This window comes from Acinetobacter sp. XS-4 (assembly GCF_023920705.1).
Taxonomy (GTDB): Bacteria; Pseudomonadota; Gammaproteobacteria; order Pseudomonadales; family Moraxellaceae; genus Acinetobacter.
In genome coordinates this window covers 690,194-707,540 of the sequence record NZ_CP094657.1, presented here as the reverse complement: position 1 = coordinate 707,540, position 17,347 = coordinate 690,194, and the positions used below count along the sequence as shown (strand labels likewise).

Genomic DNA, 17,347 nt, shown 5'->3' with positions numbered 1-17,347 from the left:
TTCAAATAATTAACGTCAAATTATTGAGTTTGTGCACTTAACCCTTCAGTAGACATATTCTGTTCAGCTATTTTTTCATCAATAGCAAACTGAATATCGGAAAGTTTGGCATTTGCTGCATCGATGCCAGATTTCATGGTGGCTTCACGACCTTTCACATCAAAAATATGAGCTTTTTCTCTTAAATCTGGCTGAATAACAACATCCGCATATTGTAATTCTTCTGCCGCTAGACGACCTTGCATAATATTAATATTCTGGTTAAACAGTCCCCAAACATTCGATGTTTCTGTGTAAATCGGCTGAGCTAAAATATCAACAGCAATAATCACATCAGCGCCTAAATCTCGTGCGACTTCAACTGGTACAGGGCTCACTAACCCGCCATCTACATATTCAGATTTACCAATTTTAGTAGGTACAAACATACTTGGAATTGAAGCAGATGCTCTTACGGCTTGCCCAGTATTACCATAGTTAAATACGGTTTTAGTGCCATGCTTTAATTCAGTTGCAACCACATACATTGGGATTTTCATTTTTTCGAGTGGCATATTGTTTACTTGCTGGTTAACGTAGTTTTCTACTTTTTTACCATCAAAAAAACCCTTTAGCCCGATACTAATATCACGCACATCGCCAGCTTTCATTTTTAAAGCGGTATCACGCAATTGAGCAGGACTTTTACCACTGGCATAAAGTGCTCCAACAATACTACCCGCACTGGTACCTACAATAAAATCTGGTCGAATACCATGTTGCTCCAAAACCTCAATGACACCAATATGAGCATAACCTCGTGCTCCACCGCTGCCCAATACAAGCGCGACAACTGGACGCTTTTGCTGTTTTTTAATTCGTGCAAATGGCTGATCAACAGAGCGGGCATAAGCTTCCGTTGTTTGCGGTTTTAGAGCAGCAGACAAGTGTGTAGTGGTCTGGCATCCTGCCAACACTATAGAGAGTCCGAGAACCCACAATTTAAGCTGTTTCATGGCCTATATTCGCACTATGAGGTTTAAAGTTCGGATTGCAATTTTAGTTGCTAGTCTCGTTAAAAGCTGTATTGAATTTATTTAATTTGTCATGTTTAAAATTTAGACTCAAGTATTTTATCTATGCCCTTATGAAAAAGGCCCCTTATTTATAAGAGGCCTTTTTTAACTTACCAGATATCTGAATCGACTTTTTTCTTCAATTCCGGATATTTATCAATTTTAAACTCAGGCTCTTTAATGCCTTTTTTCAATTGTTCACGGTAGTCTTTCAACAATGTGCGTGCCATCGGTGTTAATAGTACGATTGCAATCAAGTTAATGGTTGCCATGATACCCATAAACAAGTCAGCCATAGACCAAACGAGCGGAACACTACCAATTGCACCGAAGTACACCATTACCAATACAAAAATACGGAAGATGAACATAACTTTCGGATTGTTATTAATAAACTGTACATTACCTTCTGCATAGGCATAGTTACCTAATACAGCCGAATAACAGAATAAGAATAATAGAACAGCAAGGAAGTCCGATCCCCAATGCCCAACTTGAGTTTCTAAAGCACGTTGTGTTAATTCAACACCGACAAAACCTGCATCTTGGTAAACACCAGAAACCAAAATAATAATTGCAGTACTTGTACATACAATGAAAGTATCTACAAATACACCGAGCATTTGTACTAAGCCTTGGTTTACAGGATGTTTTACATCAGATGCAGCCGCTGCGTTTGGTGCAGAACCCATACCAGCTTCGTTAGAGAATAAACCACGCTTAATCCCTTGCATCATTGCCATTGACACTGCCGCACCAAAGAAACCACCTGCTGCAGAATTAAAATTGAAAGCTTCAGTCACAATCAGTTTTAAAATATCAGGCAAAATTGCATAGTTACTAATTGCAATATAGAGAGCAACAGATAGGTAAAGACCTGCTTTTAAAGGTACAAACATCTCTGCAAATTTAGCGATACGCTTAATACCACCAAAAATTGCCAATGCCACTAAAACTACAAGAGCAAGGCCAACCCATGAAATTTCTAGATCAACGCCACCTAAATGAGCAATAACATTGGCTTTGTCCCAACCCCAAGCATGTGAAGATGCATTAGCAATCGCATTGATTTGAACTGAGTTAAATACGAAACCGTAGGTAAAGATCAATGCAAGTGCGAAGACCGCACCAAAGGTTTTACTACGTAAACCTTGAGTAATATAGTAAGCTGGTCCACCACGGAACTGTTTAGTCTTGCTATCTCTAACTTTAAATAGTTGAGCAAGCGTAGACTCAATAAAAGCAGAGCTCATACCAAGAACAGCTGTTACCCACATCCAGAACACTGCACCAGGACCACCAATTGCGATAGCAATTGCTACACCAGCAATGTTACCTACCCCAACACGGCTCGCAAGGCCAGTTACAAACGCCTGAAAAGGTGTAAGACCATGCTCATCTGCACCTTCTGTACGACTGCTTTTCATCACTCGGATACTTTGCAAGAACATGCGAATTTGCACAGCTCCTGTTAAGACCGTATAAAAAATACCTACAGCCAGCAAGAAAATAACCAAAAAGTCCCATAAAGGGTCATTAAAAAATTTTACCCACGACATCAGTGTGGCATTGAGTTGTTCATTCATACTCGGTCCGCTTACGTTCCTTGCTAATGTGCTAAGAGCACATGCCAAAATACTGCAATAAACAAAAAAGCCCCTAGAAACCGGGACTTTTCAGTAAATTCAAGAAAAAACTTTTAATGTCAATTGAATAGCAATTATCGTCACAAGTTTAAGCAACATGATGCCCAACACTAAGCCTTTGAAAGTTGCATGAGAGAAAGCAACTTTCAAATAAAATAATATCATTGCACTACCAAACTTTTCCGTTTTCGGAAAAACAGTATGCATCGGCTCAACTACAAACTTGGAAACTAACAAATGACCACCGCTAAATAAACTCGTCTAATGATTCCCATCAATTAAGCGAGTTTTACAAAATCTGGATTTAAGCCAATAAGCATATTTACATATACTTTTGAGCAAATGTCTAAACTGGATATAAATTTCAAAGACTGTAACGAGCCATCGCCATAACGCGACTATCTGCGCCCTTTTCTCTATGGTCAAAGAAGAGTGCGTTTAGACCTGTACTAAGCTGTTGTATTTTTTGTGACTCAGTAGCTGCTTGAGTTACGTTCATTTTCATGGTTGCAATGGTAATTGCCAATCCTTGTTTCATGAACTGCTTGTTGATGAGTGATAGACTCATGTAAAGCTCCTATACCTCGTGTATTTCTCCATTTCTACAACTAAATCCTTTTTGTAAAGGGATTTTGTTTGCAGCCAGTACTTCCTAACGTGAGTATGGAGAAATCATACCTGCGTAAAAAAGTCGGTATTATGCAGAAATTTAAAGTTTTGTGTATATTTTTCATTAAAATTTTATATAAAAAATGGTCATCTTTGATATAAAACAATCTGTTTTGCACTGTTTTTAAACATATTATACCTTTTTTTCAATTGAATATTTTTCACCCGCTCACTGTTATGCTTTTATTTTTATAACCGACAAAAACACATTATTTTGTCTATTTAAATCTAAAGTGGCATATTCGAATTATGATTAATCATACAATATGTCTAAACTAATTAAATTATCATACCTGTAAGAATATCTCTTTTCTAATATTTTTTGCTTATAAATGAAGTACTTTTAAAGCATGAAATTAGTCTTCAAAAGTATGAAATATTTAAGAAAAAGATATAGGAGTACTCATGAATCTGGAACAAGTTCGTCTCGTTGATGAAGCTATCACTTCTCGACATTCTGTCCGCGCTTTTTTAAATACGCCAATTGAGCCAGAAGTCATTAAAGATATATTACAAGTCGCAAGTCGAGCACCTTCTGGAACAAATACTCAACCATGGAAAGTCTATGCGGTAACAGGGAACAAGCGTAGTGAAATGGTAGAGCGTGTTTGTGCAGCACAAATTGAAGTTTCAAAAAACCCAGAACTTGCAGAAAAATATAAAGAAACCTTTGCCTATTATCCTGAAAAATGGATATCGCCATTTATTGATCGCCGCCGTGAAAATGGTTGGGGGCTCTATGGTCTACTCGAAATCAAAAAAGGTGAAAAAGAAAAAATGGCGGAACAGCAGTTACGTAATTTCAAACTGTTCGACGCCCCAGTCGGCCTTTTCTTCACTGTAAATAAAACGATGGGAATCGGGTCTAAAATGGATATCGCAATGATGATCCAGAACGTGATGGTCGCTGCTAAGGCACGTGGTTTAGATACATGCCCACAAGCAGCTTGGAACCATTTTCACCCTGTTGTTTTAGATATCTTAGGTGCATCAGATGATGAAGAGTTAGTATGTGCAATTGCGCTAGGCCATGCTGACCCCAACCACATTGTAAATACCTTCATTACTCCTAGAGAACCTGTTGAAAATTTCGCAGTTTTTCTAGACGAATAATATCTAAGTGGCCATTCACTAAAAATTATGCGAATGGCTTGTTTTTTACCTGTTGAGCCGCTTTTAACACGACAACGAACCCACTCAGTGTAAATAACACCATCATCACGCCCATATTGAGCGATGCAGACCAAATAAGAAAATTAAGTAGTACGCCACCTAAAAGGCCACAAGCGAACTGCATACTTCCCATAATGGCACTTGCAGTCCCTGCACGAGCACCTTGTTTGGACATTGCCAGCGCCATTGCATTTGGTCCTGTTAAACCAATGCCTGAAATAGCTAAAAATAGCCCTAACATAACAAGCCATAAAGGCGCTGCCGGGATTAAACCCGCAATAAATACGATAATGGCGCCAGTCACTTGTACGAGTGAACCTGCCTTTAATCGTTTAGTGATTTCAACACGTGATGTTAAATGCTTATTTAAAGATGACATCAACATAATGCCAAAAGCATTTAGTCCAAATACGTAAGCAAACTCTTGCTGATTGAGTCCGTACTGATCCATAAAAACTGCTGGTGCTGAGCTGATATAACAAAATAGCGCTGCCCCTGTTAAACACCCTGCAAACATAGGTAAACGGAAACTCGCATCTTTGAAAATAGCCCCATAGAGGGTCACTACTTGATAGAGTGATAACTTAAGCCTTTTATCAGTTGCCAGAGTCTCTTTAAAGAAGAAATGTACACACAACCAACATATGATGCCAACAATTGAAAGGGCAATAAAAATAGCTTGCCATGGGAACCAAATTAAAATCCATGCTCCAATCATAGGTGCCAAAATTGGTGCAAGCCCCATTACAATCATCATGCTAGAAAAAGCTTGTGCTGAGCCTTGAACGTCCAGTTTATCGCGTATTGCTGCACGAGCCATAACCACGCCAACACAGCCGCCTAAAGCTTGCAAAATACGAGCAGCAATCAAGCCCCATTCATTTGTTGCCAATACACAAAATAAGCTTGCGACCGCATAAAGTGCGAGACCAAAATAAAGTGGTTTTTTTCTACCAATACGGTCGCTTAGAGGACCATAAACCAATTGCCCAACAGCTAAACCAAAAAAGTAAGCTGGTAGTGTGTTTGCCACCATTTGCGTACTTACCCCAAAATCATGCGCCATTTGTGGCAAAGCAGGTAAGTACATATCGATGGATAATGGCCCTAAAGCCGTAAGCAAAGCGAGCAACATAATCCAGCCAATAGAGTATTGACGCTGGGCTGTTTGTTCAGACATAACGATATTTCATTTTTCAATCATTTGCATACAGACAAGCTTACACTGTCTATCGTATGATTTGTGCAACATTGGTGTAGAAATACACAAATCCTTTATCACTCAGGTTGATCAGCAAGGACTTCCTTTGAAATCTTGGTTTAAACGCCTAAAAAGAGCGACTTATAACACAACATTTATGTATAACGTGCGAATGCTGATAGCCTTTTCAGGAACTGCTTTCGTGCCTTATTTTCTAGGCCATCAATTAGCAACAATTCCTCTCACTTTAGGTGTAGTCGCAGCAGGTTTAAGCGATATTGATGATCGCTTTTCCGTGCGAATCATGAACCTGATTTATACTTATATTGGGTTCTTCGTTACTGCGGCTTCCGTACAACTACTTTTCCCCTACCCAATGGCTTTTGCGTTAGGGTTAATTGCATCATGTATTGGCTGGATTTTACTCGGTTCATTAGGACGTCGTTACGCAACCATCTCTTATGGCTGTTTAGTTGTTTCGGTCTATACCATGCTAGGTGTTCACCTTTTTGATCATTGGTATATTCAACCTGCCCTTTTAGTTGCAGGTGCTGCGTGGTACGGCTTAATCGCAACTATTAGCTTTTTATTATTTCCGGTTCGACAACTACAAGACAAACTGGCTGCATCTTATGCATCTTTAGGTGATTTTCTTTTTGCAAAATCAAATTTGTTTGATGTAGATATGACTCCTTCCAGCTATCAGCAAAGCATGATTGAACTGTCGTTAGAAAACGGTAAGTTAATTACGATTTTTAATGACTTAAAAACAGCTTTACTGACTCGCTTAAAAGGCGACCGTGGACAAAAAGATACACGCCGAAGCTTACATTACTATTTTGTTGCACAAGATATTCATGAACGTGCTGACTCAGCCCATATTGACTATCAAAAATTAGCCAAAATTTTTCAGCACAGTGATATTTTATTTAGATTCCAACGAATTTTGGCTGTTCAAGGTAAAGCTTGCCAAGAGTTAAATGAATGTATTTTGCAACGCAAACCTTATAACCATAACAAACGCTTCAAGCAGAGTTTTGAGAACTTAAGACTATCTTTAGAGAAGCTAAGACGCGATCAGCATTATGACCTTTTATGGGTAAATGCTCTTTTCGCTTTATACCAAAATTTAAAGTCTATCGATTCCCAATTACTCAACTTAGAAACCGAACAACATATTCAATCGGATAAAGTGAAACAAGCCGAAAACCAGCTTAAAGATGATGATTTACAAGGATGGAATGATATTATCATCCGAATAAAACAGAATTTAACTCCAGAATCTGTGCTGTTCCGCCACGCAATTCGTGTATCGATTGTTTTATTCATTGGATATGTGTTTATTCAAATGACCCATATTGAATATGGCTACTGGATTATGCTTACAGCTTTATTTGTAAGCCAACCCAACTTTAACGCAACCAAACGCCGCTTACGCCTACGAATTGTTGGGACATTAGTTGGTATTGTTGTTGGACTTGCGATTATCTTCTTAATTCCTTCGACCGAAGGACAACTATTCATGTTGATATTAAGTGGAGTTCTATTTTTTGAGTTACGTAGTAAACAGTATGCACAGGCAACTGCCTTTATCACAATCCTTGCATTAATTAACTTTAATCTAGACGGTTCAGCGATGGCTGCTGCCATTCCTCGATTTGTAGATACTTTAATAGGATGTGCTTTGGCTTGGTTTGGCGTGACCTTTATTTGGCCTGACTGGAAATTCCGACGCTTACCTCGCAACATCAGACGCTCACTACAAGCCCAATGTAATTATTTAGCCGAAGTCGTTAAACAATATCATGAAGGCCGTAATCATGCGCTAAATTACCGAATTGTACGTCGAGCTGCGCATAATACAGATGCTGAAGTTGCTTCACTTATTTCAACTTTAGCAACTGAACCAGACTTTGACCCGACTCGTAAATCCGATATTTTTGAATTTTTATGTTTAAACCATACATTTTTAAGTTATATCGCGGCACTTGGAGCACATCGAGAAAACATTCAGGATCAAGCTGTCCTTAAACTATTAGACCAAGCACTTGATGATATTCAAGGCGCTCTATTAAGAGACGAAATGCCTGATCTTACAGCACAAAATATGCTCCAAACGATACGTCAACGTCTAAGCCAAAATGATAAAGATGACCAAAAATCACTCATTATTTTACAGCAGCTCTCGCTCATGCTTGGTGTATTGAACCGATTTAGTATGTTAAAACAACGGCTAAGTCATGATCTTGATAATGATGCCAGTGAGCTTGCTTCATTATAAATTTGCCTCGGAATTTAGTATTAAATTGGCATAATATCCTTTCCTGACTTATGCCAATTAGTGCTAAACTTAAAACAGTTTACAATTTGTTATTTGCACTATGACCGCGAAAACTTTATACGCTTATACGCTTCAGCCTGTTCCATATGACGTGTCAGAAGCTGAACAACGTAATGCACAGCTTCTTATTTGGCGCAGCACCAATAAAATCAGCACAAAAATTTGGGCAATTATGGGTGTCGTTTTAGCCCTTGCTATATTAGGTCTTATTTTTATTAAGAACTACTCTACTGTTTTTTGCTGGGTTGCTATTGTCGCTGTAGTACTTTACTACCTAGGTCGTAAATACGGATTAGAATGGTACGTTAAACGCAAAATGAATGAATTTCCGGTACAGGAAATCAAAGGTATTCGTTTAGGCGTACAGCCTCATGGTATTGTGATGCGCCAACAAATGGGCCATCAAGAAGGCGTTGGTACAATTGGATGGAAAAATATCTACGAATGGTACAACGCACCTGATTTCATTTTGGTCAATTTCAAAGTAAAAGATCCAAAAGGTCAAGAACAACAAGGTGCTTACATTCTACCTAAGCGCATGGATTCTAAGAACTTCTCGTTCAACACAATTCGCACGCACTTAAAAGAATCTGTAGGTGAACCAAAAACCTTGTAATTCGATATTCTATAAAAAGCCTCCTGATGGAGGTTTTTTATTAAAGTAAAAATAAATGATAATGAAAATTAATATTATCTCCAAAATCCATATTATCTACTCAATCTTCGGCTATACTTCGTTACAAGATCTCCATCATATTTACATTTTCGACCATGTTTAAAAAAATTTTATTTCAAATTCATTGGTTTCTGGGTATTACTGCTGGCCTTATCTTATCCATTATGGGTGTAACAGGTGCAATTTATTCTTATGATCAACAAATTTTAAAATGGGTGAATTCTGATAGTTATGTTGTTCAAGCTGAAAACACTCCAAAATTAACTCCTGCTCAGCTATATCAACATTTCAATACAACTCAGCCTGAAATTAAAATTAATAGCATTACGATTGCCAAGGACCCCACCTCTTCTTCTACTGTCAATATTGAAAAAGAAGGTGAACGTCGTGGCTATAATATGATGGTTAACCCGTATAACGCTCAAGTTCTGCCAGATGTTAAAGGCCGAAAATTATTGTTACTCATACAACAAATTCATCGTAATTTAACAGCTGGTGAAGTTGGTAAACAAATTACCGGTGCTTGCGCCTTAATGCTCATTTATTTTGTCTTGAGCGGATTATATTTACGCTGGCCTAAAAAGCATTCTGCCCGTCAATGGCTTGCCGTTAAACCGAAATTGAAAGGTCGAAATTTTATCTGGGATCTACATGCTGTTGTGGGTACGTGGGTCATTGTTTTTTATCTGCTTTTCGCGTGTACCGGTCTATATTGGTCTTATGATTGGTGGCGTAGTGGCATGTTCAAAGTGATGGGCGTTGAGCAACCCAAACCACAAGGTCATGGTAATACTCCTCAAAATCGCGGAATGCAACAAGGTAAACGATCTGATCATAATAATGATAAAAAAGCAGAACCACAGTTAAATAATACTCAGCTCATTACGGCACTTAATCAAACATGGAGTGGTTTCAATAGTCAGGTCGGACGTGATTATTCGACACTAACATTGAGCTTACCAAAAAAAGATGATGGAAAAATTGAGTTAAGCTTTGTCGATGCTACGCCACAACATGAGCGTGCACGTAACCAAGCCATCTACAATTATCAAACTGGCAATATCGAAAAGATAGAGCTTTACGAAGATAAAAAGCTTAATCAAAAGATTATGAGCAGCATGTTACCCGTGCATCGTGGTAGCTTCTTTGGACCAATTTATCAATTTGTTGCAATGCTTGCTTCACTGGCAATGCCTTTATTCTTTGTTACAGGATTGATGCTTTATCTTAAACGCCGTAAACAGAAAAAATTAACACAGGCAGCTCGTCAGTCTTTAGCTGGACAATACATTGATCCAAATGCAAAGCCTTGGCTTATTACTTATGCAACTCAAACTGGTGTAGCTGAACAACTCGCCTGGAGTACCGCAACAAGTTTACAAGAAGCTCATCAGCCAGTTCAGGTAAAACCTGTACAGCAGCTAACACAATCTGATTTAGAGCAGCATGAGCAGGTTTTATTTGTAATCAGTACATATGGTACTGGTGATGCGCCTGACCTCGCTAGAAGCTTTGCTAAGAAACTTTTAAAAGTGAATCTGGACCTTAAGCACATCAACTATGCTGTTTTGGCGCTAGGTTCTAAAGAATATCCTGATACGTATTGTAGTTTTGGTCATGCAGTAGATGCTTGGCTTAAAACTAATGGTGCTCATGCCATCTTTAATACAATTGAAGTTGATAATGTAAACCTATCGGATATTCAAAATTGGAATCAATCACTTGCGAAAGCAACTAAATTAGATTTGCATGCTGTAAATTTAGAAAAAGTTTTTGATACATGGAGATTACAACAACGTGACTTACTCAATCCAAATAGCTTAGGGCAACCTGCTTATAATATGGAGCTTAACGCAAAGCACGAAGCAATATGGCAAGCTGGTGATATTGCTGAAATTCAGCCTGGTAATAGCCCTGAACGTATTCACGCATTCTTGCAGAAGCATCATATTCTTAAAAATGCCAAAGTTGACTCATTAGAAATCTCAATTGAGAAAGCGCTTTGGAATAAAGATTTAACGGGCGAAATTGAACCATTTGCGAATCTGGACCATTTATTAGAACAGCTTCCTAACTTACCAACGCGAGAGTACTCAATTGCCAGCATTCCTTCTCAACAAGTGCTCCGTTTAGTTGTTCGTCAACAACATGATGAGTCTGGTAACTTAGGTTTAGGTTCTGGATGGCTGACTCAACATACTCAAATCAATGATGAAGTTGCTTTACGTATTCGTACCAATGAATCATTCCATCTTATTGATGACAACCGCCCAATTATTTGTATTGGTAACGGCACCGGTATTGCAGGCTTAATGAGCCTATTACATACACGTACTCGTCATGACTATACTGAAAACTGGTTAATCTTTGGTGAACGACAAAGAACATGTGATTTCTTCTATGCATCAACAATTGAAGCATGGCAAACAACAGGAATGTTAAAACGCCTCGATTTAGCATTTTCCAGAGATCAAGAACAACGTGTGTATGTTCAAGATGTAATCCGTCAAAATGCAGCAGAATTAGTAAGCTGGATAGAACGCGGTGCTGTTCTCTATGTTTGCGGTAGTATTGATGGCATGGCAAGCGGAGTCGACCAAGCACTGGTTGAAATTCTAGGTGATGAACAGGTAGATGAATTAAGACAACAAGGCCGTTATCGCCGTGATGTTTATTAAAGGCCAATAAATCAAAAAGCCGAGTAATAGCACAAATGCTTTACTCGGTTTTTTATTGCATTCAGAATGATTTTGCATACACTGTCTGCAATTTAAATTGCAACTCTAAACACAATGCAAGTCAGTAAGTGGATCCGTATTTTCCTCGCAATCATTGCTTCGATTTTATTTCTGGATGGATTAATTTTAATTTGTCTCAATAAAATTAATGTCGGCACAATTATCCCTTTAATTTTGGGTGCGTTCTTCTGCCTCTATTCTTTATTCTATTATCATTTAGAGCGTTTCTTCTTCTATCATTACCACTTACACATACTTTGGCGTTTTGGATGGTTATGCCTCTGGATATGGCTAATTAGCTTAGGCTATTTCTTTGATTTTATTAAAGAGAATAAAGAGACAAGTCAAAATCTGCCTCCAGTAAATGCAATCATTGTATTAGGTAGTGGGGTAGAAAATGGTCAGCCATCCAAAACTCTTGCAAAACGTTTAGATACAGCTGCCCCTATTGCTCTAAAACAACTCCAAGCAAAAGTTGTTGTAACGGGAGGTCTTGATTTTTCAGAAAAGGAAAGCGAAGCATTAGTGATGTCTCGTTATCTAGAGCAACATTATCATTTAGCAAAAGAACGAATGATACTTGAAGATAAAAGTACAAGTACTGAACTTAATCTAATGAATAGTAAACCACTATTAGCACAGCACCACATTACCTTCGACCAACCGATAGCTATTGTGACAAGCGATTTTCACACTCCACGAGCAGCAGCTATTGCTAAAAAACAAGGTTATACGCAAGTTTATACCGTGGCGGCAGAAACACCATTAGCTACTCGCTACAATTCTTGGTTACGAGAATACTTCGCTTTTGCAAGTGGATGGTTTTTTAACGAATATTAAGACTGACTTATTTCAAAACTGCTATTAAAAAATAGCAGTTTTTTTTACGCAAGAAAGTATTGTTATTGGTTAGAAATAGATCTAGTAAGCTTATGAAATATATAAAGCTCTATTTGAGTCATTACATGGCAAATTTAATATAAGAAAAGTCTATTCAGTAAAATTATTTCAAATAAAATTTTATTTGAAATAATTTTAGTCTATAACTCAGGCAATCACTTTTAAACACAGTTAGGTTTTAAACCTATAGCCCCAAATTAAATAACACAAAAGTCATTTATCCAAATAAGAAATAACTTAACTAATGATTTTCAGTCAATTGGAGATATAAACTTTGAGCTTTAGAATAGAACAACTAAATTTAGATTAACTTAGATAAAGAATTCAAATATAGATTGAGAATTATAGATAAATAAGCAATTTAAATATTAGAAAAATTTAACTTTCGGAATGAAATAATGGTGGGCGCTGACGGGATCGAACCGCCGACATTCTGCTTGTAAGGCAGACGCTCTACCAACTGAGCTAAGCGCCCTTAATGAGAAAAGATAACGAATGTATCTTTATACTCTACATTCTCTAGACAAGGGAATCAAGAGAATGGCGCAGCGGACGGGGCTCGAACCCGCGACCCCCGGCGTGACAGGCCGGTATTCTAACCAACTGAACTACCGCTGCACTACAATACTTTAAAATAAAGTATGGTCACATATATGGTGGGCGCTGACGGGATCGAACCGCCGACATTCTGCTTGTAAGGCAGACGCTCTACCAACTGAGCTAAGCGCCCCAAGAAGAAAAATTAATTATTCATTAATTTTTTGATATAAGATTTTTACATCTCAAATCATCTTCCAAACACAACCCGAACTGAAAAGTGGCGCAGCGGACGGGGCTCGAACCCGCGACCCCCGGCGTGACAGGCCGGTATTCTAACCAACTGAACTACCGCTGCACTTTCACAATATCGAAATTGTGGGGTAAACGATGTTAAGTCTTAAGTGGCGCAGCGGACGGGGCTCGAACCCGCGACCCCCGGCGTGACAGGCCGGTATTCTAACCAACTGAACTACCGCTGCACTTGAGAGCTTAACGTAAAGGCTTGGTGGGCGCTGACGGGATCGAACCGCCGACATTCTGCTTGTAAGGCAGACGCTCTACCAACTGAGCTAAGCGCCCTTTAACGTCTTCATCGTTTGTGAGGTGCATTATAGAGAATCTTTAACAGGTGTCAAACGCTTTTCGACTTCTTTTTGAAAAAATGCGAATGAATGATTAAAAATAAGTCATTATTAAGTAAAAAACAATTTTTTGTATTTTATTTAAACACTTATTTCAATATTTTCTACATTTGCACAGCTAATCAAGATTAGATAAATCCTGCACTCAGGTTAAAGATTGTTCAGATAAATAAACTAATGCATCTTCAGCCACTAAATCAAATAGCTCAATGATTTCTTCATTACGCATTCGAACGCATCCATGTGACATTGACACCCCCATTGGTTGCGTGTCTGGAGTTCCATGTATGTAGATATAACGCTGCATGGTGTCGTGACCTTCGCCTTTATTAAAGCCTTCTTCTAAGCCATCTAACCAAAGAATACGAGAAAGGATCCAGTCCCGTTCAGGATATTGGGTAGCTAACTCAGTGCTATAAACCTCCCCCGTTGGCTTACGTGCAATAAAAACTGCATTTTGTGGGGACTCTGCACCAATTTTCTTTGCCACTCTATGCCATCCGCGTGGTGTTCTCCCCGTATTTTCCTGCTCACCAATTCCATTCTTTCCTGTAGAAATGACATAAAACTTATTATGTTTAGGCAAAGTTAATGTTTGGTTCGCTAAATCGATAAGAACATCCGCATCTTCGAGCTTAAATTGAGACATTGAACTTATTCTCTTATATCAACTCAAATACATTGAGCTTAATTAAAAAATTATTGTAAGGGCGTGTCTTGCGCCAAAAATAAAAGATTATCAATCTTCTTTTATCTACGCGCAGTTTCACTGCTTGTCTTACGCCAAAATAAAAGATTATCAATCTTCTTTTATCTACGCGCAGTTTCACTGCTTGTCTTGCACCAAAATAAAAGATTATCAATCTTTTATTTTGGCTCAGGGCGTAGCCATAACCAAACTGCAACGATGAACATAGTAATATCAGTAAAAGCCTTGACTAAAAGTGGCGCTGAAGTAAATAGCATGATAATTCCGCTAATCGCCATCATGATGCTTGCAATCCACTTCGCTTTACGAGGCACTGTGCCATTGGCTCGCCAATCACGTAATGTTGGACCATATTTAGGATGATTTAACAACCACCTATCCATTTGTGGCCAGCCTTTTGATGCAGCCCAAGCAGCCAGAATCAAAAACACTGTTGTCGGCATACCTGGTAAAATTGCTCCAATAATGCCTAGCGTGATAAAAATCACAACTAAAGAGCGCCAGAACAATGTTCGCATATATAAACCTTAACCTGCTGTTAGCGTTAGTATAAAGTGTTTTTCTAATATTTTTTGTTGATCCGTTATGAAATTAGGATGAATTACTTCGAGTATTAAATGTATGAATATTGCCTCAGTTAAAACGTCCTATTTCGAGCCATGGCTTCAATTTCAACATCCTATAGTTCGACAGCTCGCCTTTTGTATTGCTAGTCCAAATTTGCTTTGCCAACTACCAAAAAGCTTAGATATACAACATCATTTTCAGCTACATCCAAGTGAGGTTTGGGAAGTTCATTTCCAAAATTATTTACCACGTTTGAAAGAGCTCGATCAAACTCCAGAGCCTCTAATTCAGTTTTTATCTCAGCTTAAAAGTACACGTCTAGGTTTACGCTTTGAACATCTACTCTGGTTTTGGTTGCAAGAGGATCAGTATCATCCCTATCAATTATTAGGACATAGTATTCAAAAAATTGAGGGGCCAAAGACATTAGGCGAACTGGATTTTTTAATTTTAAATAAAGAAACTCAAAAAATTGAACACTGGGAGGTAGCCTTAAAATATTATCTCGGTGAGGCAGATTTACATTTAGAACAATGGATTGGCTTAAATCGTCAGGATACTTTAAGCAAAAAGCTTTATCACTTCACAGACAAACAATTTCAGTTTCCTGAAGCCTTAAACTTCGAAATTCAACAACGCTTTGCGGTTTTAAAAGGACAACTTTATCTTCCTTTAGGTTTAAATTTGCAGCAGCCACTACCTGACTGGGTAAATTTAAAGCGTCGTTTGGGATATTGGGGTACAACAATTCCTCATTCTTCTTTTTATCGATTAGAAAGGCACGAATGGCTTTGTCCAAATAAACAACCTAGTTCCGCTCCAGCACATTGGTGGACAGATGGTTTGTATTGTAAAAATGGTCAGGAAATTCGGTTTTACATGTTTAGACATCCTACATACTTAAAATTTAAGTCCAACCTGCAGAAATTTAAATAATTAACAAGAAATTTAAGATTCTAGAAACATTTTATAACGTTTTTACTATTAAACAGTCATGTTTCTTTTTCCGTTTGTTTTTTAATCTAAATTTACTTCATTATTAAATTTAAACGGAGAAAATGATGAAAAAAGTTTTAGCTGCTTCTGTCATGATTGCTGTTGTTTTAACAGGCTGTAATACGTTTAAGGGTTTTGGTAAAGATGTTTCTAAAGCAGGTGATGCTGTAACGAATACTGCTGAAAAAACACAAGATAAAATGTAAGTTAGAGTTATCACTAAAAAACCTTATCATTCCGATAAGGTTTTTTTATTTTTACGTACCCATCACGTAGAGATTCGCCTATTATATCGGACTATATTTCACCTGATCAGCACGCAATTTCCGGTATGAACCATTCAGATACTCTCTCGCTTAGCCTAGAACTTTTACAACAACCTTCTGTTACTCCAATTGATCATACTTGCCAGACCATCATGGCAGACCGTTTAAGCCAAGTTGGTTTTCATATTGAACCAATGCGTTTTGGTGATGTAGATAATCTCTGGGCACGTCGCGGAACTGAAGAGCCTGTATTTTGTTTTGCAGGCCATACTGATGTTGTCCCAACAGGCAAGTTAGAATCGTGGAATTCAGATCCATTTGCACCTGAAATCCGCGATGGAAAATTATATGGTCGTGGTTCGGCAGATATGAAAACTGCTTTGGCTGCTATGGTTGTCGCATCTGAGCGTTTTGTAGCAAAACATCCAGACCATAAAGGCTCTATCGCATTTCTGATTACGTCCGATGAAGAAGGCCCTGCGATTAATGGTACGGTCAAGGTTATTGAGACGCTTGAACAACGTAACGAAAAAATTAAATGGTGTTTGGTAGGTGAACCTTCAAGTACTCATAAATTAGGTGATATTGTTAAAAATGGGCGTCGTGGTTCGCTTAATGCAGTATTAAAGGTCCAAGGCAAACAAGGCCATGTGGCTTATCCACATTTAGCACTTAACCCTATTCATGAAGCAGCACCTGCTTTAACAGAGCTATGCCAAAGCGTGTGGGATAATGGAAATGAATATTTCCCAGCAACATCATTTCAGATTTCAAATATTCATGCTGGAACTGGTGCAACCAACGTCATTCCAGGTACTTTAGAAGTTACTTTTAACTTCCGTTATTCAACAGAAGTAACAGCTGAACAGCTTAAACAACGTGTTCATGAGATTTTAGATAAACACGGTTTACAGTATGAAATCGTTTGGAACTTGTCTGGTTTACCTTTCCTAACACCAGTTGGTGAACTCGTTAATGCGGCTCAAACTGCTATTTTAAATGTAACTGGCACTGAAACTGAGCTTTCAACAAGTGGTGGTACTTCTGACGGGCGCTTTATTGCTCCAACAGGTGCACAGGTATTGGAGTTAGGGGTTCTTAACGCAACAATTCATCAAATTAATGAACATGTTGACGTGCATGATCTTGATCCACTCACTGATATTTATGAGCAAATTTTAGAAAATTTATTAGCTAAATAAAAATTAAAAAGGAACTCAAATGAGTTC

Annotated in this window: 15 protein-coding genes and 6 tRNA genes; 8 read left to right on the top strand and 13 right to left on the bottom strand. The window is 38.2% G+C overall.

Features of this window, described 5'->3' with window-relative positions:
• Nucleotides 1–20 precede the first annotated feature (20 nt).
• The 4 genes from MMY79_RS03465 to MMY79_RS03450 form a co-directional block, all read right to left on the bottom strand.
• Nucleotides 21–995: a patatin-like phospholipase family protein gene (locus MMY79_RS03465; RefSeq protein ID WP_252612038.1), complete on the bottom strand. Its 975-nt coding sequence runs from the start codon at nucleotides 993–995 to the stop codon at nucleotides 21–23.
• A gap of 170 nt (nucleotides 996–1,165) precedes the next feature.
• The gene (locus tag MMY79_RS03460; RefSeq protein WP_252612036.1) at nucleotides 1,166–2,641 is read right to left on the bottom strand and encodes an alanine/glycine:cation symporter family protein; all 1,476 of its coding nucleotides are present in this window, start codon (nucleotides 2,639–2,641) and stop codon (nucleotides 1,166–1,168) included.
• Nucleotides 2,642–2,740: 99 nt separating this feature from the next.
• Nucleotides 2,741–2,908, bottom strand: coding sequence for a hypothetical protein (locus tag MMY79_RS03455; protein ID WP_252613418.1), 168 nt, complete (start codon nucleotides 2,906–2,908; stop codon nucleotides 2,741–2,743).
• 157 nt (nucleotides 2,909–3,065) lie between these two features.
• Nucleotides 3,066–3,269 (bottom strand): hypothetical protein, encoded by a 204-nt coding sequence (locus MMY79_RS03450; RefSeq protein ID WP_252612034.1) that lies wholly within the window; start codon nucleotides 3,267–3,269, stop codon nucleotides 3,066–3,068.
• 506 nt (nucleotides 3,270–3,775) lie between these two features.
• Here MMY79_RS03450 and MMY79_RS03445 point away from each other — a divergent pair.
• The gene (locus MMY79_RS03445) at nucleotides 3,776–4,483 is read left to right on the top strand and encodes a nitroreductase (protein WP_252612032.1); all 708 of its coding nucleotides are present in this window, start codon (nucleotides 3,776–3,778) and stop codon (nucleotides 4,481–4,483) included.
• A 25-nt stretch (nucleotides 4,484–4,508) separates the two neighbouring features.
• Here MMY79_RS03445 and MMY79_RS03440 read toward each other — a convergent pair whose 3' ends face one another.
• Nucleotides 4,509–5,723: a multidrug effflux MFS transporter gene (locus MMY79_RS03440; protein ID WP_252612030.1), complete on the bottom strand. Its 1,215-nt coding sequence runs from the start codon at nucleotides 5,721–5,723 to the stop codon at nucleotides 4,509–4,511.
• 127 nt (nucleotides 5,724–5,850) lie between these two features.
• On the opposite strand from MMY79_RS03440, the gene yccS reads away from it, so the two are divergent.
• The 4 genes from yccS to MMY79_RS03420 all read left to right on the top strand — a co-directional run bounded on the left by yccS (nucleotide 5,851) and on the right by MMY79_RS03420 (nucleotide 12,339).
• Nucleotides 5,851–8,025, top strand: coding sequence for a YccS family putative transporter (yccS, locus tag MMY79_RS03435; RefSeq protein WP_252612027.1), 2,175 nt, complete (start codon nucleotides 5,851–5,853; stop codon nucleotides 8,023–8,025).
• 100 nt (nucleotides 8,026–8,125) lie between these two features.
• On the top strand, nucleotides 8,126–8,701 hold the full coding sequence (locus tag MMY79_RS03430; protein WP_004789292.1) for an SdpI family protein: 576 nt from the start codon (nucleotides 8,126–8,128) through the stop codon (nucleotides 8,699–8,701).
• Nucleotides 8,702–8,856: 155 nt separating this feature from the next.
• On the top strand, nucleotides 8,857–11,439 hold the full coding sequence (locus MMY79_RS03425; RefSeq protein ID WP_252612025.1) for a sulfite reductase flavoprotein subunit alpha: 2,583 nt from the start codon (nucleotides 8,857–8,859) through the stop codon (nucleotides 11,437–11,439).
• Between the two features lie 114 nt (nucleotides 11,440–11,553).
• A complete protein-coding gene (locus MMY79_RS03420) occupies nucleotides 11,554–12,339 on the top strand; it encodes a YdcF family protein (protein WP_252612024.1) in 786 nt (261 codons plus the stop codon).
• A 459-nt stretch (nucleotides 12,340–12,798) separates the two neighbouring features.
• Here the strand turns inward: MMY79_RS03420 and MMY79_RS03415 are convergent.
• The 8 genes from MMY79_RS03415 to MMY79_RS03380 form a co-directional block, all read right to left on the bottom strand.
• Nucleotides 12,799–12,874 (bottom strand) — tRNA-Val (locus tag MMY79_RS03415).
• 66 nt (nucleotides 12,875–12,940) lie between these two features.
• Nucleotides 12,941–13,017: transfer RNA gene (locus tag MMY79_RS03410), tRNA-Asp, on the bottom strand.
• 36 nt (nucleotides 13,018–13,053) lie between these two features.
• Nucleotides 13,054–13,129, bottom strand: a tRNA-Val gene (locus MMY79_RS03405).
• A gap of 88 nt (nucleotides 13,130–13,217) precedes the next feature.
• Nucleotides 13,218–13,294 (bottom strand) — tRNA-Asp (locus MMY79_RS03400).
• A 47-nt stretch (nucleotides 13,295–13,341) separates the two neighbouring features.
• Nucleotides 13,342–13,418: transfer RNA gene (locus MMY79_RS03395), tRNA-Asp, on the bottom strand.
• Between the two features lie 24 nt (nucleotides 13,419–13,442).
• Nucleotides 13,443–13,518, bottom strand: a tRNA-Val gene (locus MMY79_RS03390).
• Nucleotides 13,519–13,725: 207 nt separating this feature from the next.
• Nucleotides 13,726–14,229, bottom strand: coding sequence for a cell wall-recycling L,D-carboxypeptidase ElsL (gene elsL / locus MMY79_RS03385; RefSeq protein ID WP_252612022.1), 504 nt, complete (start codon nucleotides 14,227–14,229; stop codon nucleotides 13,726–13,728).
• A 218-nt stretch (nucleotides 14,230–14,447) separates the two neighbouring features.
• Nucleotides 14,448–14,807, bottom strand: coding sequence for a YbaN family protein (locus tag MMY79_RS03380; RefSeq protein WP_252612019.1), 360 nt, complete (start codon nucleotides 14,805–14,807; stop codon nucleotides 14,448–14,450).
• A 103-nt stretch (nucleotides 14,808–14,910) separates the two neighbouring features.
• On the opposite strand from MMY79_RS03380, the gene MMY79_RS03375 reads away from it, so the two are divergent.
• The 3 genes from MMY79_RS03375 to dapE all read left to right on the top strand — a co-directional run bounded on the left by MMY79_RS03375 (nucleotide 14,911) and on the right by dapE (nucleotide 17,320).
• On the top strand, nucleotides 14,911–15,792 hold the full coding sequence (locus MMY79_RS03375; protein WP_252612017.1) for a DUF1853 family protein: 882 nt from the start codon (nucleotides 14,911–14,913) through the stop codon (nucleotides 15,790–15,792).
• Nucleotides 15,793–15,914: 122 nt separating this feature from the next.
• Nucleotides 15,915–16,058: an entericidin A/B family lipoprotein gene (locus MMY79_RS03370; RefSeq protein WP_003655297.1), complete on the top strand. Its 144-nt coding sequence runs from the start codon at nucleotides 15,915–15,917 to the stop codon at nucleotides 16,056–16,058.
• Between the two features lie 125 nt (nucleotides 16,059–16,183).
• A complete protein-coding gene (gene dapE, locus MMY79_RS03365) occupies nucleotides 16,184–17,320 on the top strand; it encodes a succinyl-diaminopimelate desuccinylase (protein ID WP_252612015.1) in 1,137 nt (378 codons plus the stop codon).
• Nucleotides 17,321–17,347: the final 27 nt, after the last annotated feature.